This window comes from Pseudomonas extremaustralis, from assembly GCF_900102035.1.
Classification (GTDB): domain Bacteria; phylum Pseudomonadota; class Gammaproteobacteria; order Pseudomonadales; family Pseudomonadaceae; genus Aquipseudomonas; species Aquipseudomonas extremaustralis.
Genome location: NZ_LT629689.1, coordinates 1 through 26,481, shown reverse-complemented (window position 1 = coordinate 26,481; position 26,481 = coordinate 1). Strand labels below are relative to the sequence as shown.

The window sequence follows — 26,481 nt, the reverse complement described above, 5'->3', positions numbered from 1 at the left end:
TAGAAGTGTACGGGGACAGTTGCCACAATAGTCGAGCACGGGCGGCAGTGATAGCAAAAACTGTAAGGGCGATAAACAGAATTCCAGGCAACAAAAACCCGGGATAAACCCGGGTTGATGGGACAAACCTGGCTTATCGGGCAGCGCCCAGTTGGCCCTTTTCATCAGAAAAAACAATTTCCACCCGACGGTTCTGCGCGCGTCCGCGCTCGGAGGCATTGGCTTCCACCGGGTACTTGTCGCCGTAGCCCTCGACCTGGATGCGTTTTTCGTCGATCCCAAGGTCCACCAGCACATCGGCTACCGACTGCGCTCGATCACGGGACAGCTGGAGGTTTTCCTGCTCGCCACCGGTGCTGTCGGCATAGCCCTCGATACGCACCACGCGCTTGGGGTTCAGCTGCAGGAACTGCACGATTTTCAGCACGGTACGGTTGGCCGAGTTTTTCAGGTCGGCTTCGCCGGTGTCGAACAGCATGTCGCCAAGGGTCATCACCAGGCCGCGATCGGTCTGGGTAGTCGCCAGGCTGGCGATCTGTTCTTCAAGCCATTTGCCTTGCTGCTGCACGCTGATCAGCTTGCTTTCACGCAAGGCCAATTGCAGGCGCTGGCGTTCCAGTTCGAGTTTGGTGCCACGCTCTTCATTGAGCGCCTGTTCGGTGTGCTCGCGGGCGATGGCGCTGTAGCGCTGGCTGAGGTAGGCGTAATGCACCACGTCCGCACCGCTGCCCCAATAGCTGGACAGACGGTCGGCGCGGGCCAGGGATTCACCGGCACGAATCACGTCCTTGGGCGCGATACGTAGCACATTGGCGTCTTCCTTGACCTTCTGGAAATCACTGCCGGCCTGTTGCAGGGCCTGCTCGCTGTTGGGATGAGTGGCGCAACCGCCCAGTGCCGCGCTACCCAGCAGCACAATACAGCCCAGACCACGGATCAGCGGGCTCATTGGGCATCCCCCAATTGCAACTGCTTGCGCAGGCGCGTGATGCGGGTGTTGAGCACGTTCAGTTGCTCATGGCTTTTGCGCGTCAGCACCTTGGCTTCGGCAAGACGTGCATCCAGCTCAGCCTGTTCAGCCTGCATGCGCGCGTCTTTGTAGGATTGATCGGCCATGTCGGCCTCGGCTTGGGCGAATTTTTCTTCAGCCAGTTTCAACTCGGGCGATTCATCCGCGCTGGCGCCCACGGCGCTGGCTTGTTCGAGGGCTTGCCGGGTAAGGCGTATTTGTTCATTCGGCGCAGGATCGGCTGCACATCCCGCCAGAGCGACAACGGCGAGGGCCGCGAAAAAAGGTCGAAGAGTCACTGAAAATCCCTACTTTGTTGGGGTGCCGACGGGTTGTTGCAATTGCGCTTTCCAACGCTCTAGATTGCGCTGCAGCGCAGCTTGCGCCACACCAGACCCGGGCAATTCTGTCATCTTTTTGGCGAGCTGTCCGCGCAACCACGGATCATTGCAGGCCGAGTTGTGGGAAATCGCCAGGTACAAGCCAGGCTGATCGACGGGAATTTCGCGGGCGACAAGGTCGGTGCTCATGCCCAATGTCTGGGCCATGGCCATGCCTGAGTAACGTCCGGCCAGTACGTAATCCACCTCTCCCAGCAGCAGTTTCTGGAACGCCGGGGTCAGGGCGGGAAAGCGCTGCAGCGTCAGTTGCTGGCCGGCGAAGGCTTCGAACGCCCGGCTCAAGCGTGCGCGCTCCGACACTGCGCCTTTGTGGCCATGCAGGTCAGCTGCGGTGGTATAGGCCAGCGCCGAGTCCTTGCGGGTCCATACCAGATAATCGGTCTGCACCAGCGCCGGGTGAATGTAGTCGAGAGTTTCCAGCTCGCCGATGTTCAGCGGGGCATCGGCAAGGATGTCCATGCGTCCGCTGCGGACTTCATCCAAGGCCTGGGCGCGCGTGCCACCGTAGAGCAGGTCGATTTTGACATCGAGGTCCTTGGCCACCTGTTGCAACACATCGGCAGTCGCGCCGATCAGGTGGGTGGGGTCCTGGGGATCGCGCCAGAGCAGGGGCGGTGCGTCCGGACTGCCGGTGATCACCAGGCGATCACATTTGCCGGCGGCCAGCGACAAGGTCGGCAGCAGCAAGGTGAAGCCCAGCAGTACGGTCCAGGGACGCAGTTCCATGGCGAGGTTCTCCGATGTTGAAAAAGGCAGGCAATAAAAAGCCCGGTCACAGGACCGGGCTCTTTATAAGTGAAGCGACTGGATTAGACCAGCTTCGAAAGCTCGGGTACGGCTTCGAACAAATCCGCCACCAGGCCGTAATCGGCCACCTGGAAGATCGGTGCTTCTTCGTCCTTGTTGATCGCCACGATCACTTTGGAGTCTTTCATACCCGCCAAGTGCTGGATCGCGCCGGAGATACCGACGGCGATGTACAGCTGTGGCGCAACGATCTTGCCGGTCTGGCCGACCTGCATGTCGTTGGGCACGAAGCCTGCGTCGACGGCCGCGCGGGAAGCGCCGACCGCCGCGCCCAGCTTGTCGGCCAGCTCGTACAGGTGCTTGAAGTTGTCACCGTTCTGCATGCCACGCCCGCCGGATACGACGATCTTGGCAGCGGTCAGCTCAGGACGATCCGACTTGGCCAGCTCTTCGCCGACAAAGCTGGAAATGCCAGCATCATGGGCTGCGGAGACGGCTTCAATGGCAGCCGAACCACCTTCAGCGGCAACCGGGTCGAAACCGGTGGCGCGCACGGTGATGACCTTGACCGCAGCGCTCGATTGCACGGTGGCAATCGCGTTACCGGCGTAGATCGGGCGCTTGAAGGTGTCAGCGCTTTCGACCGAGATGATCTCGGAGATCTGGTCAACGTCCAGTTGCGCGGCAACCCGCGGCAGGATGTTTTTGCCGTTGGAGGTGGCGGCGGCCAGGATGTGGCTGTAGCCAGCGCCCAGTTCAGCGACCAACGGGGCCACGTTTTCCGGCAGTTGGTGAGCGTAAGCGGCGTTGTCGGCCAGCAGTACTTTGCTCACGCCGGCGACTTTCGCAGCGGCTTCAGCCACGGCGCCAGCGCCCTGACCTGCAACCAGTACGTGGATATCACCACCGATTTTCACAGCGGCAGCCACGGTATTCAGGGTGGCCGGAGCCAGTACCTTGTTGTCGTGTTCAGCGATTACCAAGATAGTCATGATTAGATTACCTTCGCTTCGTTTTTCAGTTTCTCGACCAATTCAGCCACCGACTTGACCTTGATGCCCGCGCTGCGTGCAGCCGGCGCTTCGACTTTCACAGTCTTGTTGGTAGAGGCGGTGGAAACGCCCAAAGCGTCAGGAGTCAGCACTTCGAGAGGCTTCTTCTTGGCTTTCATGATGTTTGGCAAAGACGCGTAGCGCGGCTCGTTCAAACGCAGGTCGGTGGTGACGATGGCCGGCAGTTTCAACGAAACCGTCTGCGCGCCGCCGTCGATTTCGCGGGTCACGGCTACGTTGTCGCCGCTCACTTCGACTTTCGAGGCGAAGGTGCCCTGGCCGTAACCGGTCAGTGCAGCCAGCATCTGGCCGGTCTGGTTGTTATCGCTGTCGATGGCTTGTTTGCCAAGGATCACCAGCGATGGCTGTTCCTTGTCGACCACGGCCTTGAGCAGCTTGGCCACGGCCAGGGAAGTCAGGTCTTCGGCGGATTCGACCAGGATGGCGCGATCGGCGCCCAGTGCCAGGGCGGTACGCAGTTGCTCCTGGGCGGTGGTCGGGCCGATGGAAACCACGACGATTTCAGTCGCCACGCCTTTCTCTTTCAGGCGCACGGCTTCTTCCACGGCGATTTCGCAGAAGGGGTTCATCGACATTTTGACGTTAGCGAGGTCGACGCCGGAATTGTCCGCCTTGACGCGAACTTTCACGTTGTAATCGACAACGCGTTTGACAGCTACAAGAACCTTCATGGATTCCTCGTTACTCTCCGGTGAAAAGAAAGTCGCCTAGGCGAACCTGGCGGTTGATGCTCATCGGCACACAAGGGCACCTCCAAAAACGTCGGCGAATGACACAGCGATGGGGAAGTGCGACCGTTCGTCAGTGGTGACTGACAGGTCATTCTTTCTCGCGGCGTGTAAACTGCGCGCCATCATTTGCGCGCGCGTCACCCGTTTTGCCTCTGCCCTGCTTTTGGACGTGCTCTTGAAACCTGCTGTCTGCCTACGGTTAGCGCAAAACCGCCCGTATCTTGACCGGAACACCTATTCTGGTCAATACGGCAAAATGGCCAGTCATAAGCCGCGTCGCTTTGATTTACCTAGCCTGCGGGCAATTCAAACAAACGTTTGTATTGGACGCTGACAGTGGTCTATATATAATGCGCCACCTAGAGAGCAAGGTGGGTCATACCCTGTCCAGTGAACGCAGCGATGACAGTTACGACACCCAACCTCCACCCATTAGAAAAAAAGCCTGTTGAGCCTTGAGTAGGAGATAGCCTGTGGAACGCGAATACATGGAATTCGACGTGGTCATCGTCGGCGCTGGCCCGGCGGGCCTGTCCGCCGCCTGCCGATTGAAGCAGAAGGCCGCCGAAGCCGGTAAGGAAATCAGCGTCTGCGTGGTCGAGAAAGGCTCCGAAGTCGGCGCACATATCCTCTCCGGTGCCGTATTCGAACCGCGCGCACTGAACGAGCTGTTCCCGGACTGGAAGACACTCGGCGCCCCGCTCAACACCCCCGTGGTGCGCGACGACATTTATGTCCTGCGCAGCGCCGACACCTCGACCAAGGTGCCTGACTTCTTTGTGCCCAAGACCATGCACAACGAAGGCAACTACATCATCTCCCTGGGTAACCTGTGCCGCTGGCTGGCCCAACAGGCCGAGAACCTCGGCGTGGAAGTCTACCCAGGCTTCGCCGCCCAGGAAGCACTGTTCGACGAGAACGGCGTGGTCCGCGGGATCATCACCGGCGACCTCGGCGTCGACCGCGAAGGCCATCCAAAAGAAGGCGTCTATACCCCAGGCATGGAACTGCGCGGCAAGTACACGCTGTTCGCCGAAGGCTGCCGTGGCCACATCGGCAAGCAACTGATCCAGCGCTTCAACCTGGACAGCGACGCTGACGCCCAGCACTACGGCATCGGCCTCAAGGAAATCTGGGAAATCGACCCGGCCAGGCACAAGCCAGGCCTGGTGGTGCACACCGCCGGTTGGCCGCTGGACATCATGAGCAACGAGAACACCGGTGGCTCCTTCCTTTACCACCTGGAAAACAACCAGGTGGTGGTCGGCCTGATCGTTGACCTGTCCTACAGCAACACCTTCCTGTCGCCCTTCGATGAGTTTCAGCGCCTCAAGCATCACCCGGTGCTGGCCCAGTACCTGGAAGGCGGCAAGCGCATCAGCTACGGCGCCCGTGCTATCTGCAAAGGCGGCCTGAACTCGCTGCCGAAGATGGTCTTCAAAGGTGGCGCACTGATCGGTTGCGACCTCGGCACCCTGAACTTCGCCAAGATCAAGGGCAGCCACACCGCGATGAAGTCCGGCATGCTCGCCGCCGACGCCGTGGCCGACCGCCTGTTCGCCGAGTCCGAAGGCGGCGATGAACTGACCGCTTACGTCGACAGCTTCAAGTCCAGCTGGCTCTATGAAGAACTGTTCGCCAGCCGCAACTTCGGCCCGGCGATGCACAAGTTCGGCCCGATCATCGGTGCCGGCTTCAACTGGTTCGACCAGAACATCATGGGTGGCAAAATGCCGTTCACCCTGCACGACACCAAGCCGGACTATGCCTGCCTCAAGCTGGCCAAGGACTGCCAGAAGATCGACTACCCCAAACCCGACGGCAAGCTGAGCTTTGACAAGCTGAGTTCGGTGTTCATCTCCGGTACCAACCACGAAGAAGAACAGCCGTGCCACTTGAAACTCAAGGACCCAAGCATCCCGATCGGCACCAACCTGCCGCTCTACGATGAACCGGCGCAGCGCTACTGCCCGGCCGGCGTATATGAAGTGATCACCAAGGAGGACGGCGAGAAACGCTTCCAGATCAACGCCCAGAACTGCGTGCACTGCAAGACCTGTGACATCAAGGACCCTTCGCAGAACATCACCTGGGTCACACCGGAAGGTGCGGGTGGGCCGACTTACCCGAATATGTAAGATGGCTTGAGCATAGAGGCTCCCAAATCGGGAGCCTTTTTTATGTGGGAGGGGGCTTGCTCCCGATAGCAGTGGAACAGTCAGCACATCTATGGCTGAACCACCGTCATCGGGAGCAAGCCCCCTTGTATGTTTAGACTTGAAGGGGTGGGTGGGACTAAAAGCCCGATTCTGACTCTAACCAGTACAGACCGTGGGAGACTTCGTCCCACCCCTTCTACCCAAAAGCGCCAATAAGGAATTCATCGGCAAGGCCGACGATAGAGACAAGTCAGCGCAACGGTAGACCCCAACAAGCTCTTAAACCCTAGCTCCGAGGATTCGTCATGACAATCCTTACTTCGCAAACGGTCGTGGGTGTTGATGTGGCCAAGGCTGAGGTGCTCGTCTATCGTGCCGATCTGCAAACCACACAAGCCATCCCCAATAATCGAGCAGCACTCAAACGCTGGCTCAAGACGCTGCCCGCCCAAAGTGGCATTGCCGTCGAGGCCACCAATATTTACCACTTGGACACGGTTGAGTTGGCCCATGAGTTGGGTCATCAGGTCTACGTCGTGGACGGTTATCGCTTGAGTCATTACCGTCGCGGTGTCGGCCAACGAGCTAAAAATGATCCGTGCGATGCTCGTCTTCTAGCTCGATATCTGGCGCATGAACAGGGTGGGTTACGCGCTTGGAGCCCGCCACCCAAGGCTTACAAGGCCCTGCAAAGTCTGCTTCATCGACGGGCAGCACTGATCAAGGCGCGCGTCAGTCTGGCTCAGAGCTGGGCCGATGAGCCGCGCCTGGAAGAAGAGCTGAAATGTCTGATGGAGACGTTTAAGCACTCGGATCTGGCCATTCAAAAAAAGCTGCGCGACCTGAGCAAAGAGGCTGGAGCCGCCGAAAATATCGAGCGTTGCAAGGCCATTGAAGGCGTCGGAGTACTGACGGCAACCGGATTTGCGACGGCTTTTTTGCGTGGCGAGTTTAAGGATAGCAATGCCTTCATCGCTTTTTTGGGCATGGACTTGAGGGTCGATGACTCGGGAAAAAAGACGGGGAGTCGCAGGCTGACCAAGAAAGGGGATCCGGAAATACGGCGTCTGGCCCACAACTCGGCTATGGCCGCCTGTCGTTCAGCGACCTGGAAACCATTTTATGAAGGGTACCTGGCCAGAGGATTCAAGAAGACTCAGGCCCTGGTAATCCTTGCCCGAAAACTCGCACGGGTGGCGTTCGCCCTGATGAAAAACCAGAGCGAATACCAACCGAATCGGCCGTTGCAGGGTTGTCCTGCAACATAGAATCTCTCACATTCTTAATCCCGTTGAACCAGGGAGAATCAGGCTGCACGCTCTTCGCCCGGATTACGCTCGAAGTAGCGCTTATATTCGCGACTGAACTGCGATGTGCTCTGATAGCCCACCCGATGCGCCGCCTGCGCCACGCCCATGCCTTCGACCAGCAACAACTGCTGAGCCTTCAATAACCGCAGGCGCTTGAGGTACTGCACCGGCGACAACAACGTGCAACGCTTGAAGTGCTCGTGAAAGGTCGATGCACTCATATGCGCATAACCGGCCAACGTCTCGATGTTCAGTGGTTCGGCGTAATGGGCATGCAGGTGATTCAACGCGGTGGCGATCCGCGAGAATTGCCCCTGCTGTTCCACCAGTGCGCGCAGTACATCCGCCTGGGGGCCGCGCAGCGCGGTGAACAATAATTCGCGCACTCGCGCCGGGCCCATGATCCGGCTTTCCAGCGGATCGTGCAGGCATTGCAACAACCGTTCGACACAGCCGCGCATGGCATCGTCCAGCACCACCGAACTCATCGACTCCAGGGTTTGCGCGGTCGGCGGCGGCCCGGCATGCATGCCCATGGCCATCACCAACTCCCCCAGCACCACGCGATCAATGCCCACGGTCACCCCGAGCAGCGGCGCGCCGGGTGCCATGGCGAAGGTCTCGCACTCGAAAGGCACCGGCATGGCCTGGATCAGATAATGCCCGGCGCCGTATTCCAGGGTGCGCGGGCCCAGGTAGGCGACCTTGCTGCCTTGGGCCACGAACATCAGGCTCGGCTCGTAGATCTGCGGCCCGCGCGCCACGTCGCAACTGGCGCGCAGTACCTGCACGCCGGGCAGGTGGGTCGGGGAGAAACCGTCGCGGGGCGTCAGCCTCTCAATCAAGGAAACCAGCGGGGCATTGGCATCGAGATGGCGGGTCAACAACATGGCAAAAAACTTCGTTGATAGGGGATGCAAACATCATCGCAGGTCTGACCGCCGATAGATCCAAACCAGGGGCACTCCCGGACGAATAGGCATGAGACTCGGAGCAATCGCCATGGCCGCATCAGAGGGCGGCGCGGAGAATGGCCCGCCTCACTTGTCACTGCTTTTGCGAGGTTTTCCATGTATACCGCCATCGGTTACGCCGCCCAGTCGGCCACCACTCCCCTCGCCCCCATGTCGTTTGAACGCCGCAGCCCGCGCGCCGATGACGTGGCGATCGAGATCCTCTACTGCGGCGTCTGCCATTCCGACATCCACCAGGCACGCAACGAATGGGGCATTGCCGTGTACCCGCTGATGCCGGGGCATGAGATCGTCGGCAGAGTCAGCGCCGTCGGCGCCAGTGTCAGCGCGCACAAAGTCGGCGACTTGGTCGGCGTGGGCTGCATGGTCGATTCGTGCCGTCATTGCCAAGCGTGCCAATCGAACCTGGAGCAATACTGCCTCGAAGGCCCGACCATGACCTACGCCACCCCGGACCGCGTGGACGGCAGCAACACCATGGGCGGCTACTCCGACAGCATCGTGGTCAGCGAACACTTCGTGGTGAAGATCCCCGCCAAGCTCGACCTGGCCAGCGCCGCGCCGATTCTCTGTGCGGGCGTCACCACCTACTCGCCGCTCAAGCACTATGGCGTCAAGGCCGGCGACAAAGTCGGGATTCTCGGCATGGGCGGCCTGGGCCATATGGGCATCAAGTTCGCCAAGGCCATGGGCGCCGAAGTGACCCTCTTCACGCGTTCAGCGAGCAAGGCCGAAGAAGCCCGTCGCCAGGGCGCCGATCATGTGATCGTGTCCACCGATGCCGAGCAGATGAAAGCCGCTGCCGGACACTTCGACTTCCTGCTGGATACCATTCCGGTGCAGCACGACCTCAACCCCTACCTCGACGTGCTGCGTTTTGACGGCGTGCATATTCTGGTCGGCTTGGTCGAGCCAGTGGACCCGCCGGTGAATGCGGCCAAGCTGATACTGGGCCGTAAAATGCTGGCCGGTTCTTTGATCGGTGGCATTGCCGAAACCCAGGAAGTCCTGAATTTCTGCGCCGAGCATGGCATTACCTGCGACATCGAAATGCTCGACATCCGTCAGATCAACGAGGCTTTCACGCGCATGATCGCCGGCGATGTGAAGTACCGCTTTGTCATCGACATGGCGACCTTGAAGGCCTGATCAGGCCTTCGCGCCCAACTCCGCCGACAGCCGCGCCGCGACCTGCTTGATCACAGGGATCAGCTCGGCCATTTTCTCCAGCGGCATGTAGGGCACGGTACTGGCGATGCTGATGCCGGCGACGATTCGCCGGCTGGCATCGCGCACCGGTGCCGCCACGCAACGGATCGACGGTTCGTTGTCTTCCAGATCGAACGCATACCCCCCCGCCACGTATTCATGCATGCGCTGCTCGAACTGTGCCCAGGATTGTTCCGGGTGATGTGGCCACTGCACGCTCTTGCCGCCGGCCGGCAAACTGGTTTCGTACAGACGCTGCCATTCCTGCACCGTGTCATCCAGCAGCATCGCCTTGCCAACCCCGGTGCGCGCCAATGGCATGCGATGGCCGACCCGCGAACGCATTTCCGGGCCGTTGCGGCCGGGGTTCTTATGCAGGTAAAGCACATCGTCGTCTTCGCGAATGGCCAGGTGAATGGTGTCGCCGGTCAGTGCCGACAACTCGTCCAGGTACGGCATGGCCAGGGTCACCAGCGGCAGTTCTTCACGGGCCTGGAACCCCAGCTCGATCAATTTCGGCCCCAGCAGATAACCGACTTGCGGCACCACACGCAGGTAGCGCTCGTCCACCAGGCAACTGGCCAGGCGGTGCGTGGTGCTGCGAGTGGTGCCGATGCGCCGGGCGATCTCTTTCAGATCCCGCGCACCGGCCGCCACCGCTTGCACCACGCCCAGGCCACGCAGCAAGGTCTGGGTACCGGTGGGCGCGGCGTCTTTGACAGGGGTGTGGGCGTTTTCCTGCATATCGGGCCTATTGGGAAGTACGAAAACGGCGCCATTATGGCAAATGCCGGACCTCAATACCGGGAGTTTCAGCGTTGTTTCATGCGGTCGATCACCACCGCCAGCAACAGGATCGAACCACGGATCACATACTGGTAAAACGTGTCGATGTTCTTCAGGTTCATCGCGTTCTCGATGATCGCCAGGATCAATACTCCAGCAATCACATGACGGATCATCCCTACCCCGCCGCTCAGCGACACCCCGCCCAGCACGCACGCCGAAATCACCGTCAGCTCGAAGCCCTGGCCGATCATCGGTTGGCCCGAGGTCATGCGCGAAGCAAGAATCACCCCGGCCAACGCGCCGATCAAGCCGTGTACGGCGAAGATCAGGATCTTGGTGCGGTCGACATTCACCCCGGCGAGCAGCGCCGCTTCCGGGTTGCCGCCGATGGCCATGGTGTTGCGTCCGTAGGTGGTGTAGTTGAGCAGCCAGCCGAAAAACACAAAGCACACAATCGTGATCAGGATCGGCACCGGCACGCCCAGCAACTGGCCGTTACCGAAGATAAAGAACTGTTCCTGGGACACCCCCACCGCCTTGCCGTCGGCAAAGATGTACGCCAGGCCGCGTACGATCTGCATGGTCGCCAGGGTGGTGATCAGTGCGTTGACCCGCAGCTTGGCGATCACGATGCCGTTGATCAGCCCGACGATCAGGCCCATCAGCAGCGCCGCGCCGATGCCCAGCAGCACGCTGTCGGTGTCGCGCATTACGATCGCCGCCACCACTCCGGCGCAGGCGATCACCGAGCCCACCGACAAGTCGAAGTGCCCTGACGCCAGGCAGAACAACATGGTGCAGGCGGCGATGCCCACGGTGGAAATCGCCAGGCCCAACCCGCGCATGTTCAGCGGCGAGAGGAAGTTGTCGATCAGTAAGGCGCACAGCAGAAAAATCCCCAGCGCCGCCAGCAGCATCGCCCAATTGTCCAGCAGCGCACGCGTATCGAGGGGTTTGCGGGCCGTCGCCAGCAGCTTGTGTTGAGTGGTCATGGTCATCTCTCAGTTCGCCAGGCCGCGCGGCAACGCCAGCTGCAGCAGGTTGGATTCAGTGGCGTGGGCGCGGGTCTGTTCGCCGCGCATCGCGCCTTCGCACAGCACCAGGATGCGGTCGGCAATGCCCATCACTTCCATCAGGTCGCTGGACACCACGATCACCGCAATGCCGCTGGCCGCCAGGTTATGGATGATCTGGTAGATCTCGGCCTTGGCGCCGATGTCGATGCCGCGCGTGGGTTCGTCGAGCAGCAACACTTTCATCGGCATCGACAGCCAACGGCCCAAGATGGCCTTCTGCTGATTGCCGCCGGACAGGTAGAGGATTTTCTGCTCGGCGTTCGGCGTCTTGACCTTCATCGCAGTGATTTGCCGCTCGGCGTTGCCCTTTTCCCAGCCGTCGCGCAGCAGCCAGCCGAAGCGCGAATGGGCGCCGCGCGCGCTGATGTTGATGTTCTCCGCGACGCTGGACAGCGGAATGATGCCCTCCTTCTTGCGGTCCTCCGGGCACAGCAGCACGCCGGCGGCGATGGCGTCGCGGGGCGAGCGCAGTTGCAGCGGCTGACCACACAGCTCCAGGCTGCCGGCGCTGGCGCGCTCCAAGCCGCTGAGCAGGCGAAACAGCTCCGTGCGCCCGGCCCCCACCAGCCCGAACAGGCCAAGAATCTCGCCCTTGCGCACCTCAAAACTGACCGGCTCGCGCAACCCCGGGCCGAGCAAACCGTCGACCTTGAGCGCCACGTCACCGTGCTCGCGCGGGCGGTAATCGTAGATGTCCTGGATATCGCGGCCGACCATGCACGTCACCAACTGGTCGTGGCTCAGCGTGCTCATGTCGTCAAACGTGCGCACGTAGCGCCCGTCCTTGAACACCGTGACCGCGTCGCAGATGCGGAACACTTCTTCCATGCGATGGGACACATAGAGCACCACTTTGCCCTCGTCGCGCAGGCGCGTGATGATCGCCATCAAGCGCTCGATCTCCCGCGCCGACAGGCTGCTGGTGGGTTCGTCGAAGGCGATTACATGGGCACCACGGGACAAGGCCTTGGCGATTTCCACCAGTTGCCGCTGGCCGAGGGACAGGCGTCCGAGTTTTTCATCCGGATCGATTTCATCGGCCAGGCCCTTGAGGCACGCCAGCGCCTGTTGGCGCAGCAGCCGGCGGTTGACCACGCCGAAACGCGTCGGCAAGTGCCCGAGGAACAGGTTCTCGGCGACGCTCATTTCCGGCACCAGGTGCAGCTCCTGGTGGATCACCGCGACGCCGCTGGCGATGCTGTCGGCGGCGCATTTGAACGCCATGGTCTGTGCGCCGATCTGCACGCTGCCGCTGCTCGGAATGTAGGCGCCGCCGAGGATCTTCAGCAGCGTCGACTTACCCGCGCCGTTCTCGCCCATCAACGCGTGCACCTGCCCCGGCTGGGCGCTGAAGCTGATGCCGTCCAGCGCCTTGACCCCGGGGAAGGTTTTGCCGATGCCGTCAAAACGCAGTGCCGCTGCACTCATTTCCACAACCCGATCTTGGTCAGTTCTTCCTGGAAGTTGGCGCGGGTGATCAGCGTCACTTCGTCCATGGCCGTGTACTTCGGCGGCTCCTTACCGGTGGTGACCCACTCGTACATCATCAGCGCGGTGTTGTAGCCCTCGATGTGCGGGCTGGGCAGCATCGAGCCGAAGAAGCCGCTGTTGGCTTTCTTCAATTCGCCGATGGCGTCGGTGCCATTGATGCCGATGCCGATCACGTTGGCGGCGGCAAACCCGGCGCTTTCGGTGGCGCGCACGCCGCCGAGCACGGTGTTGTCGTTCATGCCGCCGATGATTAGGTTTTTCGCGCCGCTGGGCAGCTTGACCAGGGCCGAGTTGGTAGCGTCCATGCTCCCCGGCACGTCGAGGGTTTTGAGCGCGGCAGTAAGGATGTGGTCCTTGGGAATCCCGGCTTCTTCGAGGGATTTGATCGAACCGTCGGTGCGTTTCTTGCCGGTGTCGAGTTCGTTGAAGGTGTTGATCACCGCGTAGGTGTCCTTCCAGTCCCAGCCACGTTTTTTCGCCTCGGCGGCCATCGCCGCGCCCTGCTTCTGACCGACTTCGAAGGCGGCCATGCCCAGGTACGGCACGTCTTCCATGAAGTTGCCCTTGGCATCGACGAAGCGATCATCCACGGCCATGACCTTCAGGCCATTGACCTTGGCCTTGGCGACAATCGCCGGGCCGAGGGACACATCCGGCGGGCAGATCACGAAGCCCTTGGCACCGTTGGCGGCCAGGCTGTCGATGGCCGACAGCGTCTTCTCTCCATCGGGCACGGCGATCTTGATCACGGTGAAACCATGTTCCTTGCCGGCTTTTTCGGCGAAGGCCCATTCGGTCTGGAACCAGGGTTCTTCGGCTTGCTTGACCAGGAAACCGATTTTCACGGCTTCGGCGGCCAGCGACAGCCCACTCAAGCCGATGGCCGAGACCGCCACGGCGGCGCAGCACAAGGAACGGATAGCACGACGACGATTCATACGGTTGACTCCTTATTGTTGTTGTTTTTTGTAGGAGCGAGCTTGCTCGCGAAAAACGTTAACGATGACGCGTATAGCCTGAATGCACGCGGCGCTCTCAGGCCTTTCGCGAGCAAGCTCGCTCCTACAGTGAAGCGGTGCAGCGTTTAGGCGGCGAAAACCCGTAGAGCTTTAGTTGAGTGCTGATGCAGACGAAATATAAACCCATCGTTTAAAACATCTCAATATATAAATTTACATCCCATATAGTGAGCAAAAGCACAAAAAAACCGGTCATCGCTAACCGGCTTTTTTAAGGTGTATCAGCCCTGGGCAAAATCCCGTAGCGCATCACCTTCCATGCGATAGCGCACCCACTCCTCCTGCGGCTGGGCGCCGATGGATTTGTAGAAGGCAATCGCCGGCTCGTTCCAGTCCAGCACGCTCCACTCGAAGCGGCCGCAACCGTTGTCGCAGGCGATCCTGGCCAGGTGGCGCAACAGCTTCTTGCCTGCGCCGCCGCCGCGCTGTTCCGGGTTGATGTAGAGGTCTTCGAGGTACAGGCAGTTGCTGCCCAGCCAGGTGGAATAGCTGAAAAAGAACACCGCGAAACCAATCGGCAAACCGTCCCGCGAGCAGATCAGGCCATGGGCGGTAGCGCCCTCGCTGAACAGACTGCGCTCAATATCCGCCACGCTGGCGATCACTTCGTGGCGGGCTTTTTCGTAATCGGCGAGTTCGGTGATGAACGTCAGGATCTGCGCAGCATCGCTGGGCACGGCGGGGCGAATCTCGATAGTCATGGGCGAGCCTTGGGACAATTTCAAAGCACACATACTAAGGCGCTTTCATGACTGATTGCAGTGCCACTTCGCCGGCAACTCAGTTACTCCGGTCAACGGTAATGCAAGCACCAGCAACCACAGAACAAACCGCTTGAACCTGCATGGTAAACAGGCAGCCATAACTCCAATGACTTGCGGGTGGCTCCATGCATTCCACATCCCCTGTGAACACAAAGTTGTTCGCCCTGTTTTGCCTTGCCAGCTTCTTGCTATCGCTGTCTTACGGCTCGACCTTTCTGTTGTCATTGCTGATTCAACTGCGCGGGGGGAATGAGCACGATGCAGGCAGTGTGATTTCCACGGCAATGCTCAGCACCTTTGTCGCAGTGGTGGTCTCCGGACATCTGGCGGATGCATGGGGCGCCGCACGCGCCATCGCCGGGATGGGCCTGCTGTTGGTGGTGGCATGCCTGGGCTTTGCGCTGACGCCAGGATTGGGTGAAGACCTGAAGGGATTCGGCCTGGCCCTGGGGTTGGGGTGGGGCGTGTTTTATACCTTGGGGCCGATCATCGTGGCGATGCTGGTGGAGCCTCGGCAGCGGGCCAGATACTTTGCGTTACTGTCGGGCAGCATGTTGAGCGGCATCGGCGCCGGCCCTTTGCTGGGAAGGGCAGCAAGCGCGCTGACGTTGCCGCTCACCACCGCCTTTCATATCGCCGCATTGGCCAGCCTGATCGGCGTGGTGATGTTCTGGCGCCTCGGTGCCCACCTCAAGCGACAGGCCAATGCACCTGTGGCGAAAATCTCCTGGGTTGCTATCCGCCAGGTGCTGTCGTCCAAAGCAGCGTTCGCCATCCTCATGGTCGGCCTGGGAGGTTGCGTGTTCGGCGGGCTGTCATCGTTCCAGACCAGCTACGCAGCCGCGCATGGCTTGGACTATTCGCTGTTTTTCGCAGGATTCCTGAGTGCCGCGATCACCAGCCGCCTGCTGATCGCCGGCTTCGTGGTCAAACTTGACGCCTATCGGGCCGCCTGTGGGCTGTCGGGGGTGATGCTCGGCTCGATCGTGCTGTTTGCGTTTGGCGTGAGCGGAAACTTCAGCTACCTGCTGGCGGCTGCCTCGCTAGGGGTCGGGTACGGCCTGACTTATTCCGTGATCAACGGGCTGGTGGCTAACGAAGCGCCGTCCGGCACGACGCCCCAGGCGTTGCTGCTGTTCAGTCTGGCGTACTTTGTCGGCGTCTTCGGATTTCCCTGGCTGGCGGGCAAGATCATCGTCGACTACGGCCTGTCGGCACTGATGCTCAGCGTATTGACCATCGCCGCGCTGAACTGGCTGATCACCGTGGCTCGCCTGATCGCGCGGCGGATCGCCGCGCCTAAAATCGTGCAAGTGAGCTGATACCGTTCGTCGCCATCAAGGCACCAACCCGCAACGAGGACTGACCAATCACAGGTAAGGACATCAATCATAAGGAGACACCCCATGACCCCCTCCAAGCTCGCTGCCCTCGCCCTCACCGGTCTGTTGTCCGCTGCGTCGCTGAGCGCCTTTGCGGCCACCTCGTCCACCGGCAAGACCGACCCCGTCGGCAGCCCGCCGAGCCCAGCCACCCAGGAATCCCAGGATTCGATGGGCACCGGCCTCGACACCAATGGCGGCGCGATCATCGATAACGGCGCCGACCCACGTACCCGAGGCAACGACACCCAGCGCCAGGCGCCGACTGCCGTGGGTAACGGCAAAATGGGCCCGGCTATCAATCAGCCCAATATCAATAAAGGCGACGACTCCAACATCCCAGGCGCACCGAAACAGCCTGCGCCTTGATGCGTCGAACCACCGGTCATTTCCCCGCGTCACCTAGCAGGGCGTTGACTTCGGCGGTGCCTGGGCAAGTCGCCGGCCCCCAACGGGTGACCGCCAATGCCGCCGCCGCGTTCGCTCGCCGTGCGGCGACGGCAGGCGTCAGGCCACTGGCCAGACCGGCAATGAACACCCCGGCATGCGCATCCCCCGCGCCATTGCTGTCCACCGCCCGCACCTTGAAGCCCGGCACATGTTCGATCTCGCCCGCACGCCCGACCCAGCAGCCATTCGGCCCGTCACGCACCACCCGCAGCGTTTGGGCAGGCAGGTGGCGACCGAGCTCGCGCAGCGCGCTGGCGATATCCGTCGCACCGGTGAACGCCATGGCTTCGGGGCCATTGCTGGTCCAGATGTCGATACGCGGCAACAGCGCGCGCATCAAGGCGGAGTCCGGCGCCTTGACCAGCGGGCCGGGGTCGAACACCACGGTGATTTCCCGCGGCAGCGCCAGCAGCCAGTCGAGCAGGGCTTGCGCCTTGCCCTCCAGCAACAGGCTGTAGCCACTGACGTACACGTAGTCGTCCGCTCGCGGCGCGACCTGCGCCAAATCCTCGACGCTCAATTCACCCTCTGCGCCGATATGGGAAATGAACGTGCGTTCGGTGCTGGCCTCGGTCAGCGCCACGCATAAACCGGTGTCCTTGTGCTCACTCACAGGCTGGGCGATTTGCACGCCTTCGGCCTGCATCGCCGCCCGCGCCAGGTCGCCGAAACGACCATTGCCATGCCGGCCCAGGTAGACCGCCGGCAGCCCGTTGCGCTGCGCGGCGGCCATCACATTGAAGCCACCGCCGGCTTCGAAGGTGGCCGATTGCGCCAACACGTCACCGCCCGTCGCTGGCAAGGTGTCGAGGGCCATCACCAGGTCGACGATGACTTGGCCGGTGTGCAGCAATCTAGACATTGGCGCTCTCGACTAACGCCGGACGACGGTCAGCGGCACCGCCCAGTACGGCATAAATCCCACCGGCCACCAGGAAAGTGACAATCCAGCCCAGGCCGTTATGGCCAAGCCACGAGTCGGACAACGGCCCGGCAAACCAGATGTTTTCGGCGGTGGTGCCAATGGTGGTGAAACTGAAACCCAGCACGATCGCCACGGCCCAGGCGCCGAATGCACGCCATTCCACGCCGCCGCGATACCAGTAGGCACTGCTTGGGCTGACGTCCAGCAGGTCCTTGGGGCTGTAGTAATGACGATGGATCAGGTCGACCACGAAGATCCCCACCCACGCCGTGATCGGCACCGCCAGCAACGAAATGAAGGTGATGAACGGGCCGTAGAAACTGTCGGCGATCAGCATGAAATAGATGGAGCCGGCGAAAATCGCCACGATATCGACGATCACCGCATGCACACGCTTGACCTTGAGGCCCAGGGTCAAGGTGGTGAGGCCCGCCGAGTAAACCGACAGGTTGTTCGACAGCAGCAGGCCGCCAAACGCGGTGATCAGGTACGGCACGGCCATCCAGGTCGGCAGCATGTCGCGGATGGCGACAATCGGGTCGGTGGCCGAAGCCAGGTCGTTGTTACCCACCGACAGCAGGCCGCCGAGGGTGATCAGCAACACCAGCGGGATGCCCGCGCCGAATGCGGCGGAGGCCACCAGGCGCACGGCCTTGACGCTGCGGTGCTGGTAGCGCGACATGTCGGCGCCGGCGTTGGCCCAGCCGATGCCGGTACCGGCGGCCATGGTGCCGACGCCGATGATCATGGCGCTCAGCGGTGCCGGGGTGGCGTTGAACACTGCGCTCCAGTCGATGGTGGCGCAGAGAAAACCGCCCACCAGGATATTCAAGGCGCCAAACACATAGGTGGCCCACTTCTGGATCACCAGCAAGGTCGCATGGCCCAGGCCGGAAACGGCCAGGGTCAGCAACACAAAAATGCCGATGAAGATGAGGGTGAGCAGCGGTGCGCTTTTCGCTTCGACCGCGGAACCAAACAGGATCGAACACAACGACAGCAGCACGAAGGCGGCCGTGGTGGTGTTGACGGTTTCCCAGCCCAGGCGCGACATCAGCGACACCAGGGTCGGGCCGATATTGCCGCGCACGCCAAAGATGGCGCGGGACAGGGTCAGGCTCGGCGCACGGCCACGACGACCGGCAATGGAAATGATGCCCACCACCGCGAAGGAACCGGCGGCCCCGAGGATTGCGACGATGATCGCCTGCCAGATCGCCAGGCCACGAAACGCCACCAGCGTCGCGCCGAGCGGCAAGCCGAGGATGCTGATATTGGCCGCGAACCAGACCCAGAACAGTTGCAGGGGATGGCCGTTGCACTCGTCTTCGGGGACCGGTTCGATACCGCGTGTTTCCAATTGCCCGGCGCTCTGGCCGGAAGAAGTGGTGCTCATAGGGGGCTCCTGGTGCCTGTATTGTTGTGGTTGTGGCAGAAAGCCAAGGCTTTGGCCGGTCATCCTGACTCAATGAATCACTACTGTAGGAGCGAGCTTGCTCGCGAAAAACTTCAGCGCGCCGCGTTACACCTGGCTCCCCGCGTCATCGTTGACCCCTTCGCGAGCAAGCTCGCTCCTACGGGGTTATCGCAACGCGAGCAGCCCCTGAACGAGCGCCTGCAAATCCAGGCCATTGACGGCCTTGACCTGTTCGATCAACGCCTGCGGCCAGCACTGCATGCCCAGGCACGCGCCCAGCATGGCGCCGAGGATCGCCGCGATGGTGTCGGTGTCACCGCCAAGGCTGGCGGCCAGGCACAGGGCTTCGAAGGCATCCAACGCACCTACGGCCACCTGCTGGGCCAGGGCGAACGACACCACCACCGACTCCTGGGAGGCAACGGAAGTGCCGATCAACTCATAGAGCAGGTCGGCAAATAGCGCCTTGTCGCCGCTGCCGACGCTCAAAGTCCGTGCCCAACTGATGCGGGTGGAAATACGCCCGCCAGCGATCCAGTGACCATGGCTTTGCGCCTGCTGGGCGATCTGCGTACCGATGTTCAGGGCTTCGCCCAAGTCCACACCGTTGATCCCGGCCGACACCACCGCCGCCACCGCCGCCGCGCTGGAGATCCCCAGCGTGGTGTTGTGGGTGACCTGACACGCCTGGATCACCGCCTGGATGAATGACTCGGGGTCGCTGACATCGGCCGCGATCCCCACCGGCGTAATGCGCATGGCCGCGCCATTGGTGGTGCCGTAGCGCCCGGACTCTTGCGGGGTATGGCCGGCGAGGATCATATCGATCGCACGCTGGGTGGACGGACCGAGCAGATCCTGGGAGCCCTTGGCGCGCATCACCGCTTCCCACTCGATCAGGCGCCGGGCGAGCACGATCGGCTCGATCTTGCCCTGGCCTGCCACCAGCAACTCGCCGATAAGGATCGCCTGCTCGGTGTCATCGGTGATGGAACCGGCCGGCATGTTGGGTGCGATGGGCTGGTCGGCGCCAGCATCTTCCAGACCGGTGATGGCACCGAAGCGAGCCCTGACCTGCTCGCGGCTCAAAGACTGGGTGGGCATGCCCAAGGCATCGCCCAAGGCCAGGCCATAGAAGGCGCCCAGGGCACGACTTTGCGCAGTCATTTTGAAGCTCCGAACTGGAGATGCAGGCGAAAGTGCAGCGGGTCGAGCAAGCTTTCGACGTATTCCATGAAACGCTCGCGGCGGTCATAGGTAGTGCGCGATGCCTTGAGAAACACAGTGCCCGCCGGACGGCCAAGCAGTTCAGCATCCTCAGCGCAGAGGGGCTCGGCGCCGATCCATTGGTCGCCTTCGGCACCGATGTAACCGTAGGCGGCCAGGGTAATGGTCAGGGAATTGTCGATCAGGCCGACACGGGGCAGACCTTCCAGGGCGCCGGACGCGGGCATCAGCGAACGTTCCAGGGACACGGCCGTGCCGTCGGCGGTACGCCGCAGGCGATCAAGGGCAATGAATTGGTCGCTGCCGAAACGGCTGAGCAGGTCTGGGCGGGTGACCGCCTCGAAGCGCAGGATATCGGTGATCACCAGCGCGCCGGTATCGGCCAGGGCCTGGGCCCAACCGCTGCGTTGGTCGAGCACCATGCCGTCAAAGGTGACGATAGAACCGACACCGCTCTGGGTGGCGATGTAATTACGGCGTTTGAGCTCGGCGAGGGCTTCGCGCAGCGTGCCGCGACTGACCGCAAACTCCTCGGCCAGTTGATGCTCGCCCGGCAGTAGGAAACCGTCGGCCATCACGCCACCTTCGATACGGCGGATGAGTTCGTCGACGACGCGTTTTTTCTTATCAAATCGCACATGTCTAATCATGTACAAATTGATAACCGAAAGCGTTCGATCACAGCAAGGGAATTATTTTAGACAGATAAAAAAAACGGGCTCAGGGCTCCAGGCCAATCGGGAAAAACGCCCCGTCGCTCCACACCCCCAACCAGTTCTGACCGTTGATCGGACGGCTCACCGCCAGCTCCACCAATTGATAGAACGCGTTGCGATGCACAAGGGCTTCGAGGTTGGTGCGCACCCGCAGGTAAGGTGCGGGTTCCTGCGTGACAGGGTCGATGACCACCCGCAGCGGATGTTCAAGGCCCGCTTCGATCTGCTCATCGACATTGGTGGTAAAGCGCAGCACCTGATGTTCGCCCAGCCCTTGCACGTCCAGGGTCAGTGCCACAAACGGTGCATCATCGACGCGGATGCCGACTTTTTCCACCGGAGTGACCAGGAAGTAATCATCGCCATCGCGGCGGATGATGTTGGAGAACAGCTTGACCATCGGCTTACGTCCGATCGGCGTGCCCTGGTAGAACCAGGTGCCATCACGGGCAATGCGCATGTCGATGTCGCCGCAGAATTCCGGGTTCCACAGATGCACCGGCGCCGGCCCCTTGCCCTTGGGCAGTTGAGCCAACAGGTCATTGGCCTTGGCGGAATCGGTCATGGGGTTCTCCCTTTTTACGTATGTGCCTTACTGATCGCTCATGCCCAGCAGGCCTCGTGCGTACTGCGCCAGGGGGCGGGCGATCAGGTCTTCAGGCTTGTTATCGTGGAACGTCAGTAAACCGCCACGACTGCGAATCCGTGCAGTATCAATCAAGTATTGGGTGCTGGTCTCGATCAACATGATCTGGATAACCCCGCTGTCCAGGCCGACGCGGTCGAGGGCTTGCTGGTCGGTCCACTCGTCGGCGTTGCCGATACGGTCATCCGCCGCGGCAAAACGGCAGTACAGCAAGTAATGGGCACCGGCCGCACGGGCTTCGGCCATGGCCTGCTCAAGCCCTTCAGGCTTGCGGGCGCGACGCACCATGGGGAAATATTCGACGAAACCGTTGAACGCTTCCTCGGCCACCACGTTCGGGCGCGGATAAGCGCTGCCCGGCGGCACGAAGGCGCCTTGGGCAATAAAGATAAAGGAGTCCGGCTGCACCCGAATCGACGCCGTGCGACGGGTATCGCTGTGATCCAGCAACCCGGCGTCGCTCATCTGATAGCGGGTGCCTTCGGCCATATCGCTGACGGTCATGCAACCACTCAGCGTCAACGACGCCAGCAACAAAACCAGACTACGCATCCTAATCCTCCAGAGGCCGGTGACGGAAAACCGGCGAATGGGCACAAGATGCAGGTTCTGCGCCAGCTTGCAGCACTAGCCGCCGATGATCTTCATGACGGTGGCGCCACCAGAGAAAGCCACTTCCTGTTTGTCGCCCAGGGCCTTCATCAACAGGCCCTGCAAGGCCGGCAAAGCCTGGTGACGCGGTTTGTCGAGCAAGTCGCCGACGTAGTGACGGTTACTCGACGACAGACAGCCGTGGAGCCAACCGGTGGATGACAAGCGCAGTCGCGAACAGGTGCGGCAGAACGGCACGCTTTCATTGGCGATCACCCCAAAGAAGCCTTTGTCCGGCACTTGATAGCGTACCGCCGTGGCGTCGACCGGTGCATCGGCCTGCAGGTATTCATGATGCTCGCCGATCAGGTCGAGCAGTTGCTGCAGACTGACAAACTGCTGCAGGAATGCGTTGGAATCCTTGGCCAGATGGCCCATGCGCATCAACTCGATAAAACGCAGCTCGTAGCCACGCTCCAGGCAGTAGTCGAGCAGCGGCATCACCTGGTCCAGGTTCTGGCCGCGCAACGGCACCATATTGACTTTGATTTTGATCCCGGCGGCGCGCGCTTGGTCCATACCATCGAGTACGGTAGCCAGGTCGCCCCCACGGGCGATACTGCGGAAGGCGTCGGCATCCAGGGTGTCGAGGGAGACATTGATGCGTCGAATCCCGGCGTCCACCAGCAGCGGCAGTTTACGCGCCAGCAATTGGCCGTTGGTGGTCAGGCTGATATCGCTGAGGCCCATCCCTCCCACGGCACCCATGAAGGCTTCCAGCTTGGGACTGACCAGCGGTTCGCCACCGGTGATGCGCAGGCGTTCGATACCCGCGGCTTCGATCAGATAAGCCACGCCACGGGCCATGGCCTCGGCCGAGAGTTCGTCCTGGGCAGCCACCAGCCGCTTGCCATTTGGCACGCAGTAGGTACATGCGTAATTGCAGGCTGAGGTCAGGCTGATCCGCAAATTGCGAAAACGCCTGCCTTGACGATCAACGATCATGGATCACTCCGGCAGAGGACGATTCGGGCAGGCCAAAAACTGACTTATAAATCAGTTTTTAGCAAGTTCCTTGCCTGAGTATATTCCTGGGGTATTGCGACAGGCAGCAAATAATCAGGTGGCAGGCGTTTCGACAGGTACCTGCGGCAACTCGGTGCTGTGCTTGCGCTTGTTACCCATGCGCACGCCAATATCCATCAAGAATTGGAAGAAGCCTTCCTGATCTTCGAGCACATTGCTCCAGAATGGCGAGTGGTACAGCGCCACGGCGCCATGCACCAACGCCCAGGCGGCGCAGTAATGGAAATACGGCGGCACGTCTTCAAGCTTGCCTTCACTGATGCGGCCCTTGATCAGCAGGGTCAGGCGTTCGAAGTTCGAGGCACGGATCTTGTGCAACTCCTCGACCATTTCCGGCACCTGATGGCCCTTGACCACCTTCTCTTCCAGGCGGTCGAACAGCCGGTAACGCTGCGGGTCACGCATGCGGAACTCGAAGTAGGCACGGGACAGCGCTTCCTTGTCCTTGTCCACATCGGCCGAATGCAGCAGTTCGTTCAAGTCGCGCTCGTAGTCGAGCATCAGGCGCAGGTAGATCTCGGCCTTGGACTTGAAGTGTTTGTAGATCGTGCCTTTGCCGATACCCACGGCATCCGCAATCATCTCGACGGTAACGCTGTCTTCGCCTTGTTCAAGGAACAACTTGAGTGCGGTGTCGAGAATTTCCTGCTCGCGGCGGCGAAACTCACGGACCTTACGGGGTTCTTTGTGCATGAGGAAAAGGTCTGCAGAGGTCGGTATAAGGAGGGTTGCGCAGGGCCACGGATACGTGGCGATACGATTTACCCGATTCGAGGGATTATCCCGACTGATCGGTCGTTGAGCAACGCCTATGTGAACTGGCTAGGCACTTTAGTTTCAACACGCCAACGTTTTCACCGAAACCAGTCAGAAATAACACGCAACAACTTCGGTCGTGCACCTACCTGATGAGAACTCAAGCGAAGCGGGCGTATTCCAAATCTGTTTAAAAACCGAACAATGGCGACTGGACTGAATGGGATACTGATCAATACTTGAACTGTCGGCGTGACATCTCCCCCAAGTGAAGCGCCGACCTGGGCACCGACGGACTGAGTGCCCTTGTTTACTCCTAATGGTCTTAGCCCGGATTCCCCCCCCAGAACCCGGGTTTTTTTTGCCTGGGATTTGACCGACCGCGTTAACCGACGTGGGCCAAGGGGAACAGGCGCTTGAAGTTCTCGGTGGTCTGCTCGGCAAAGCGCTCGTAAGACTCACCGCGCAGCATGGCCAGGTAATCCGCCACATCGCGCACATATTCCGGCAGGTTGGGCTTGCCGCGATGAGGAATGGGTGCCAGGTAAGGCGAATCGGTTTCCACCAGCAGGCGGTCGGCCGGAACCTGGCGTGCCACATCGCGCAGGGCGTCGGCATTGCGGAAGGTGACGATGCCAGACAGGGAAATATAGAAGCCCAGGTCCAGGGCGGCTTTGGCCATGTCCCAGTCCTCGGTAAAGCAATGCAGCACGCCGGCCTGGGGCAGCGCGGCCTCGCGCAGCAGCGTCAGGGTGTCGGCGCGGGCGCCGCGGGTGTGGACGATCACCGGTTTGCCGGTTTGCTGGGCGGCCTGCAAATGCAGGCGGAAAGAGGCCTGCTGCAAATCGGCGGCTTCCGGCTCGTAGTGGTAGTCCAGACCGGTTTCGCCAATGGCCACGACGCGGGGGTGATCGAGTTCGTCCAGAAGCCAGTCGAGGGCCGGGGCTTCGCCGGGCTTGAGGTCGAGCGGGTGGATACCCACTGAGCAATCCACATCGGCATAACACTCGGCCAGGGCTTTGACGTCGGCAGCGTTATCGGCGCTGACGCCGATACACAAAAAGTGCCCTACCCCGCGCAGGCGTGCGGCGTCGAGGGCGGCGTCAAGGGAGCCGCCGTGCTGGGCAAGGTCGAGTCGATCAAGGTGGCAATGGGAATCTACGAGCATAAGAGGTTACAACTTGAGTCACGATAAGGGTCTGGCCAACGATACACCCGTCGACCACCGAAATTAACGACGGCCGAGCAAGCCAACCCACTGCACCAGCAGCGCTTCGAGCAACAGCACACGGTTGAGGTTGGCCTTGCCGAGCACTTTCTGGCGCTGGGCGAGGATCCAGTCCTGAATAGTGAGCACCTTGTCCTGGGCACTTTTTTGCGCCAGGTACTGCACGACCTTGCGCATGTCCGGCAGGCCCAGGCCGCTTTCGTCCTGGGTCAGTTGGTAGCGCAGGATCAGGCTCGACCAATCGCAGAACCAGTCGAACAACAACAGCAGGGGAATATCTTTCCAGGCAGTTTCGGCCAGTTGGGTGGCCGACAGCTCCTGCTTGAGCAGCTTCTTCACGCCATCCACCACCAGCGCACGCTGCTCACGCACGCCCTGAGCGTGCAACTTCACCGCCGCAAGGGGGGAACCCGCAGCCAGGGTCAGCAACTCTACCCGCTCGTCTTCTGCGCAGTCCGGCAACGCTTTCGCCAACCATTGCAGACTCATGGCTTCGCTCGGCAACGGGCAAGCCTGCTGCACGCAACGACTGCGAATCGTCGGCAGCAGTCGGCTGGACTGATGACTGACCAATAGCAGCACCGTGTCGCCAGATGGTTCTTCCAGGCTCTTGAGCAAGGCGTTGGCGGCGTTGATGTTCATCGCTTCCACCGGTTCGATCAGCACCACTTTGCGCCCGCCCATCTGCGCGGTCTGCACCACGAAGCTGACGAGGTCACGCACCTGGTCGACCTTGATCGCCTTGTCGGCTTCTTCCGGTTCCAGCAGATAGTTGTCCGGGTGGCTGCCGGCCTTGAGCAGCAGGCAGGATTTACATGTGCCGCAGGCTTCGAGGTCGATCGGTCGTTGACACAATAGACTGGCCATCAGGCGTTCGGCGAGTGCGCGCTTGCCGATCCCCACCGGCCCATGCAGCAGATAGGCATGGGCATGCTGGGCACGACCGGCCAATTGCTGCCAGAGGCTGTCCTGCCAAGGGTAGGCTTCAGCCACGGGCGCGCTCCAGCAGGTCTGGCAGCAATGCATCGATGGCCCGCTGTACCTGGGCCAGCGGCTGGGCGGCGTCCAGCAAGTAATAACGTGCGGGTTCGGCCTTGGCGCGTTTGAGGAACGCCGTGCGTACCGCATCGAAAAATGCCTGCCCCTCCAGTTCGAAGCGGTCCAGACGCCCACGTGCGCTGGCACGGGCCAGGCCCACTTCCACCGGCAGATCGAACACCAAGGTCAGATCAGGGCGTAAATCGCCCTGCACAAAGGTTTCCAGAGTGGCAATGCGCTCCAGGGACAGGCCCCGGCCACCGCCCT

The 26,481-nt window shown here is 61.1% G+C and carries 27 protein-coding genes; 5 read left to right on the top strand and 22 right to left on the bottom strand.

Translation table 11 applies throughout. From position 1 onward, the window contains the following. Window positions 1-133: 133 nt before the first annotated feature. The 5 genes from BLR63_RS00140 to BLR63_RS00120 all read right to left on the bottom strand — a co-directional run bounded on the left by BLR63_RS00140 (window position 134) and on the right by BLR63_RS00120 (window position 3,901). Window positions 134-949: an OmpA family protein gene (locus tag BLR63_RS00140; RefSeq protein WP_010563763.1), complete on the bottom strand. Its 816-nt coding sequence runs from the start codon at window positions 947-949 to the stop codon at window positions 134-136. Then, window positions 946-1,308 (bottom strand): DUF4398 domain-containing protein, encoded by a 363-nt coding sequence (locus tag BLR63_RS00135; RefSeq protein ID WP_010563762.1) that lies wholly within the window; start codon window positions 1,306-1,308, stop codon window positions 946-948. Before BLR63_RS00135 ends, BLR63_RS00140 begins: the two co-directional genes overlap by 4 nt. Before the next feature lie 9 nt (window positions 1,309-1,317). Further along, window positions 1,318-2,136, bottom strand: coding sequence for a substrate-binding periplasmic protein (locus tag BLR63_RS00130; protein ID WP_010563761.1), 819 nt, complete (start codon window positions 2,134-2,136; stop codon window positions 1,318-1,320). Window positions 2,137-2,219: 83 nt separating this feature from the next. Further along, window positions 2,220-3,149, bottom strand: a complete 930-nt coding sequence (locus tag BLR63_RS00125) for an electron transfer flavoprotein subunit alpha/FixB family protein (RefSeq protein ID WP_010563760.1) — start codon at window positions 3,147-3,149, stop codon at window positions 2,220-2,222. A gap of 2 nt (window positions 3,150-3,151) precedes the next feature. Next, window positions 3,152-3,901 (bottom strand): electron transfer flavoprotein subunit beta/FixA family protein, encoded by a 750-nt coding sequence (locus tag BLR63_RS00120; protein ID WP_010563759.1) that lies wholly within the window; start codon window positions 3,899-3,901, stop codon window positions 3,152-3,154. A 533-nt stretch (window positions 3,902-4,434) separates the two neighbouring features. Here BLR63_RS00120 and BLR63_RS00115 point away from each other — a divergent pair. After that, entirely contained in the window at window positions 4,435-6,099 is a 1,665-nt protein-coding gene (locus BLR63_RS00115) for an electron transfer flavoprotein-ubiquinone oxidoreductase (protein WP_010563758.1), read from the top strand. 326 nt (window positions 6,100-6,425) lie between these two features. Further along, complete coding sequence (locus tag BLR63_RS00105) at window positions 6,426-7,388, top strand: IS110 family transposase (RefSeq protein WP_010568165.1); 963 nt, start codon at window positions 6,426-6,428, stop codon at window positions 7,386-7,388. 38 nt (window positions 7,389-7,426) lie between these two features. Here BLR63_RS00105 and BLR63_RS00100 read toward each other — a convergent pair whose 3' ends face one another. Beyond that, a complete protein-coding gene (locus BLR63_RS00100) occupies window positions 7,427-8,320 on the bottom strand; it encodes an AraC family transcriptional regulator (RefSeq protein WP_010568107.1) in 894 nt (297 codons plus the stop codon). A 180-nt stretch (window positions 8,321-8,500) separates the two neighbouring features. On the opposite strand from BLR63_RS00100, the gene BLR63_RS00095 reads away from it, so the two are divergent. Continuing rightward, window positions 8,501-9,553, top strand: a complete 1,053-nt coding sequence (locus BLR63_RS00095) for an NAD(P)-dependent alcohol dehydrogenase (RefSeq protein ID WP_010568108.1) — start codon at window positions 8,501-8,503, stop codon at window positions 9,551-9,553. Here the strand turns inward: BLR63_RS00095 and BLR63_RS00090 are convergent, their stop codons facing one another. The 5 genes from BLR63_RS00090 to BLR63_RS00070 form a co-directional block, all read right to left on the bottom strand. Further along, complete coding sequence (locus BLR63_RS00090; RefSeq protein WP_010568109.1) at window positions 9,554-10,357, bottom strand: IclR family transcriptional regulator; 804 nt, start codon at window positions 10,355-10,357, stop codon at window positions 9,554-9,556. Window positions 10,358-10,425: 68 nt separating this feature from the next. Then, the gene (araH, locus tag BLR63_RS00085) at window positions 10,426-11,394 is read right to left on the bottom strand and encodes an L-arabinose ABC transporter permease AraH (protein ID WP_078834509.1); all 969 of its coding nucleotides are present in this window, start codon (window positions 11,392-11,394) and stop codon (window positions 10,426-10,428) included. A gap of 9 nt (window positions 11,395-11,403) precedes the next feature. Beyond that, window positions 11,404-12,906, bottom strand: coding sequence for an L-arabinose ABC transporter ATP-binding protein AraG (gene araG / locus BLR63_RS00080; RefSeq protein ID WP_010568124.1), 1,503 nt, complete (start codon window positions 12,904-12,906; stop codon window positions 11,404-11,406). Next, window positions 12,903-13,907, bottom strand: coding sequence for a substrate-binding domain-containing protein (locus BLR63_RS00075; protein ID WP_010568123.1), 1,005 nt, complete (start codon window positions 13,905-13,907; stop codon window positions 12,903-12,905). Before BLR63_RS00075 ends, araG begins: the two co-directional genes overlap by 4 nt. 302 nt (window positions 13,908-14,209) lie before the next feature. Next, a complete protein-coding gene (locus tag BLR63_RS00070) occupies window positions 14,210-14,689 on the bottom strand; it encodes a GNAT family N-acetyltransferase (protein ID WP_010566542.1) in 480 nt (159 codons plus the stop codon). Window positions 14,690-14,877: 188 nt separating this feature from the next. On the opposite strand from BLR63_RS00070, the gene BLR63_RS00065 reads away from it, so the two are divergent. Continuing rightward, the gene (locus BLR63_RS00065) at window positions 14,878-16,074 is read left to right on the top strand and encodes an MFS transporter (protein WP_010566543.1); all 1,197 of its coding nucleotides are present in this window, start codon (window positions 14,878-14,880) and stop codon (window positions 16,072-16,074) included. Window positions 16,075-16,158: 84 nt separating this feature from the next. Beyond that, a complete protein-coding gene (locus BLR63_RS00060; protein WP_010566544.1) occupies window positions 16,159-16,503 on the top strand; it encodes a hypothetical protein in 345 nt (114 codons plus the stop codon). 16 nt (window positions 16,504-16,519) lie between these two features. Here BLR63_RS00060 and BLR63_RS00055 read toward each other — a convergent pair whose 3' ends face one another. The 11 genes from BLR63_RS00055 to BLR63_RS31425 all read right to left on the bottom strand — a co-directional run. After that, window positions 16,520-17,446: a PfkB family carbohydrate kinase gene (locus BLR63_RS00055; protein WP_042947281.1), complete on the bottom strand. Its 927-nt coding sequence runs from the start codon at window positions 17,444-17,446 to the stop codon at window positions 16,520-16,522. Continuing rightward, window positions 17,439-18,905: a purine-cytosine permease family protein gene (locus BLR63_RS00050; RefSeq protein WP_010566546.1), complete on the bottom strand. Its 1,467-nt coding sequence runs from the start codon at window positions 18,903-18,905 to the stop codon at window positions 17,439-17,441. The genes BLR63_RS00055 and BLR63_RS00050 overlap by 8 nt, the downstream gene beginning before the upstream one ends. Window positions 18,906-19,091: 186 nt before the next feature. Further along, entirely contained in the window at window positions 19,092-20,093 is a 1,002-nt protein-coding gene (locus tag BLR63_RS00045; RefSeq protein WP_010566547.1) for an ADP-ribosylglycohydrolase family protein, read from the bottom strand. Beyond that, window positions 20,090-20,803, bottom strand: a complete 714-nt coding sequence (locus BLR63_RS00040) for a GntR family transcriptional regulator (protein ID WP_042947284.1) — start codon at window positions 20,801-20,803, stop codon at window positions 20,090-20,092. The genes BLR63_RS00045 and BLR63_RS00040 overlap by 4 nt, the downstream gene beginning before the upstream one ends. A gap of 70 nt (window positions 20,804-20,873) precedes the next feature. Beyond that, a complete protein-coding gene (locus BLR63_RS00035) occupies window positions 20,874-21,434 on the bottom strand; it encodes a DUF1285 domain-containing protein (RefSeq protein ID WP_010566549.1) in 561 nt (186 codons plus the stop codon). A 27-nt stretch (window positions 21,435-21,461) separates the two neighbouring features. Further along, a complete protein-coding gene (locus BLR63_RS00030) occupies window positions 21,462-22,067 on the bottom strand; it encodes a DUF4823 domain-containing protein (protein WP_010566550.1) in 606 nt (201 codons plus the stop codon). Between the two features lie 75 nt (window positions 22,068-22,142). Next, entirely contained in the window at window positions 22,143-23,111 is a 969-nt protein-coding gene (locus BLR63_RS00025) for a GTP 3',8-cyclase MoaA (protein ID WP_010566551.1), read from the bottom strand. Between the two features lie 114 nt (window positions 23,112-23,225). Beyond that, window positions 23,226-23,885, bottom strand: coding sequence for a TetR/AcrR family transcriptional regulator (locus tag BLR63_RS00020; protein WP_010566552.1), 660 nt, complete (start codon window positions 23,883-23,885; stop codon window positions 23,226-23,228). 448 nt (window positions 23,886-24,333) lie between these two features. Further along, window positions 24,334-25,116, bottom strand: a complete 783-nt coding sequence (locus BLR63_RS00015) for a TatD family hydrolase (RefSeq protein WP_010566553.1) — start codon at window positions 25,114-25,116, stop codon at window positions 24,334-24,336. A 63-nt stretch (window positions 25,117-25,179) separates the two neighbouring features. Further along, window positions 25,180-26,169, bottom strand: a complete 990-nt coding sequence (locus tag BLR63_RS00010; RefSeq protein WP_010566554.1) for a DNA polymerase III subunit delta' — start codon at window positions 26,167-26,169, stop codon at window positions 25,180-25,182. Beyond that, the coding region (locus tag BLR63_RS31425; RefSeq protein WP_269458100.1) for a dTMP kinase at window positions 26,162-26,481 on the bottom strand (320 nt) is incomplete at its 5' end. The genes BLR63_RS00010 and BLR63_RS31425, both read right to left, overlap by 8 nt.

Excerpts from the sequence above, each read along its gene's own strand:
- BLR63_RS00055 (WP_042947281.1), bottom strand. The coding sequence starts at position 17,446 with ATGTCTAGATTGCTGCACACCGGCCAAGTCATCGTCGACCTGGTGATG.
- BLR63_RS00140 (WP_010563763.1), bottom strand. The coding sequence starts at position 949 with ATGAGCCCGCTGATCCGTGGTCTGGGCTGTATTGTGCTGCTGGGTAGC.
- BLR63_RS00075 (WP_010568123.1), bottom strand. The coding sequence starts at position 13,907 with ATGAATCGTCGTCGTGCTATCCGTTCCTTGTGCTGCGCCGCCGTGGCG.
- araH (WP_078834509.1), bottom strand. The coding sequence starts at position 11,394 with ATGACCACTCAACACAAGCTGCTGGCGACGGCCCGCAAACCCCTCGAT.
- BLR63_RS00030 (WP_010566550.1), bottom strand. The coding sequence starts at position 22,067 with ATGCGTAGTCTGGTTTTGTTGCTGGCGTCGTTGACGCTGAGTGGTTGC.
- BLR63_RS00025 (WP_010566551.1), bottom strand. The coding sequence starts at position 23,111 with ATGATCGTTGATCGTCAAGGCAGGCGTTTTCGCAATTTGCGGATCAGC.
- BLR63_RS00060 (WP_010566544.1), top strand. The coding sequence starts at position 16,159 with ATGACCCCCTCCAAGCTCGCTGCCCTCGCCCTCACCGGTCTGTTGTCC.
- BLR63_RS00050 (WP_010566546.1), bottom strand. The coding sequence starts at position 18,905 with ATGAGCACCACTTCTTCCGGCCAGAGCGCCGGGCAATTGGAAACACGC.
- BLR63_RS00045 (WP_010566547.1), bottom strand. The coding sequence starts at position 20,093 with ATGACTGCGCAAAGTCGTGCCCTGGGCGCCTTCTATGGCCTGGCCTTG.
- BLR63_RS00040 (WP_042947284.1), bottom strand. The coding sequence starts at position 20,803 with ATGATTAGACATGTGCGATTTGATAAGAAAAAACGCGTCGTCGACGAA.
- BLR63_RS00100 (WP_010568107.1), bottom strand. The coding sequence starts at position 8,320 with ATGTTGTTGACCCGCCATCTCGATGCCAATGCCCCGCTGGTTTCCTTG.
- BLR63_RS00015 (WP_010566553.1), bottom strand. The coding sequence starts at position 25,116 with ATGCTCGTAGATTCCCATTGCCACCTTGATCGACTCGACCTTGCCCAG.
- araG (WP_010568124.1), bottom strand. The coding sequence starts at position 12,906 with ATGAGTGCAGCGGCACTGCGTTTTGACGGCATCGGCAAAACCTTCCCC.
- BLR63_RS00090 (WP_010568109.1), bottom strand. The coding sequence starts at position 10,357 with ATGCAGGAAAACGCCCACACCCCTGTCAAAGACGCCGCGCCCACCGGT.
- BLR63_RS00130 (WP_010563761.1), bottom strand. The coding sequence starts at position 2,136 with ATGGAACTGCGTCCCTGGACCGTACTGCTGGGCTTCACCTTGCTGCTG.
- BLR63_RS00120 (WP_010563759.1), bottom strand. The coding sequence starts at position 3,901 with ATGAAGGTTCTTGTAGCTGTCAAACGCGTTGTCGATTACAACGTGAAA.
- BLR63_RS00095 (WP_010568108.1), top strand. The coding sequence starts at position 8,501 with ATGTATACCGCCATCGGTTACGCCGCCCAGTCGGCCACCACTCCCCTC.
- BLR63_RS00070 (WP_010566542.1), bottom strand. The coding sequence starts at position 14,689 with ATGACTATCGAGATTCGCCCCGCCGTGCCCAGCGATGCTGCGCAGATC.
- BLR63_RS00035 (WP_010566549.1), bottom strand. The coding sequence starts at position 21,434 with ATGACCGATTCCGCCAAGGCCAATGACCTGTTGGCTCAACTGCCCAAG.
- BLR63_RS00105 (WP_010568165.1), top strand. The coding sequence starts at position 6,426 with ATGACAATCCTTACTTCGCAAACGGTCGTGGGTGTTGATGTGGCCAAG.
- BLR63_RS00125 (WP_010563760.1), bottom strand. The coding sequence starts at position 3,149 with ATGACTATCTTGGTAATCGCTGAACACGACAACAAGGTACTGGCTCCG.
- BLR63_RS00020 (WP_010566552.1), bottom strand. The coding sequence starts at position 23,885 with ATGCACAAAGAACCCCGTAAGGTCCGTGAGTTTCGCCGCCGCGAGCAG.
- BLR63_RS00065 (WP_010566543.1), top strand. The coding sequence starts at position 14,878 with ATGCATTCCACATCCCCTGTGAACACAAAGTTGTTCGCCCTGTTTTGC.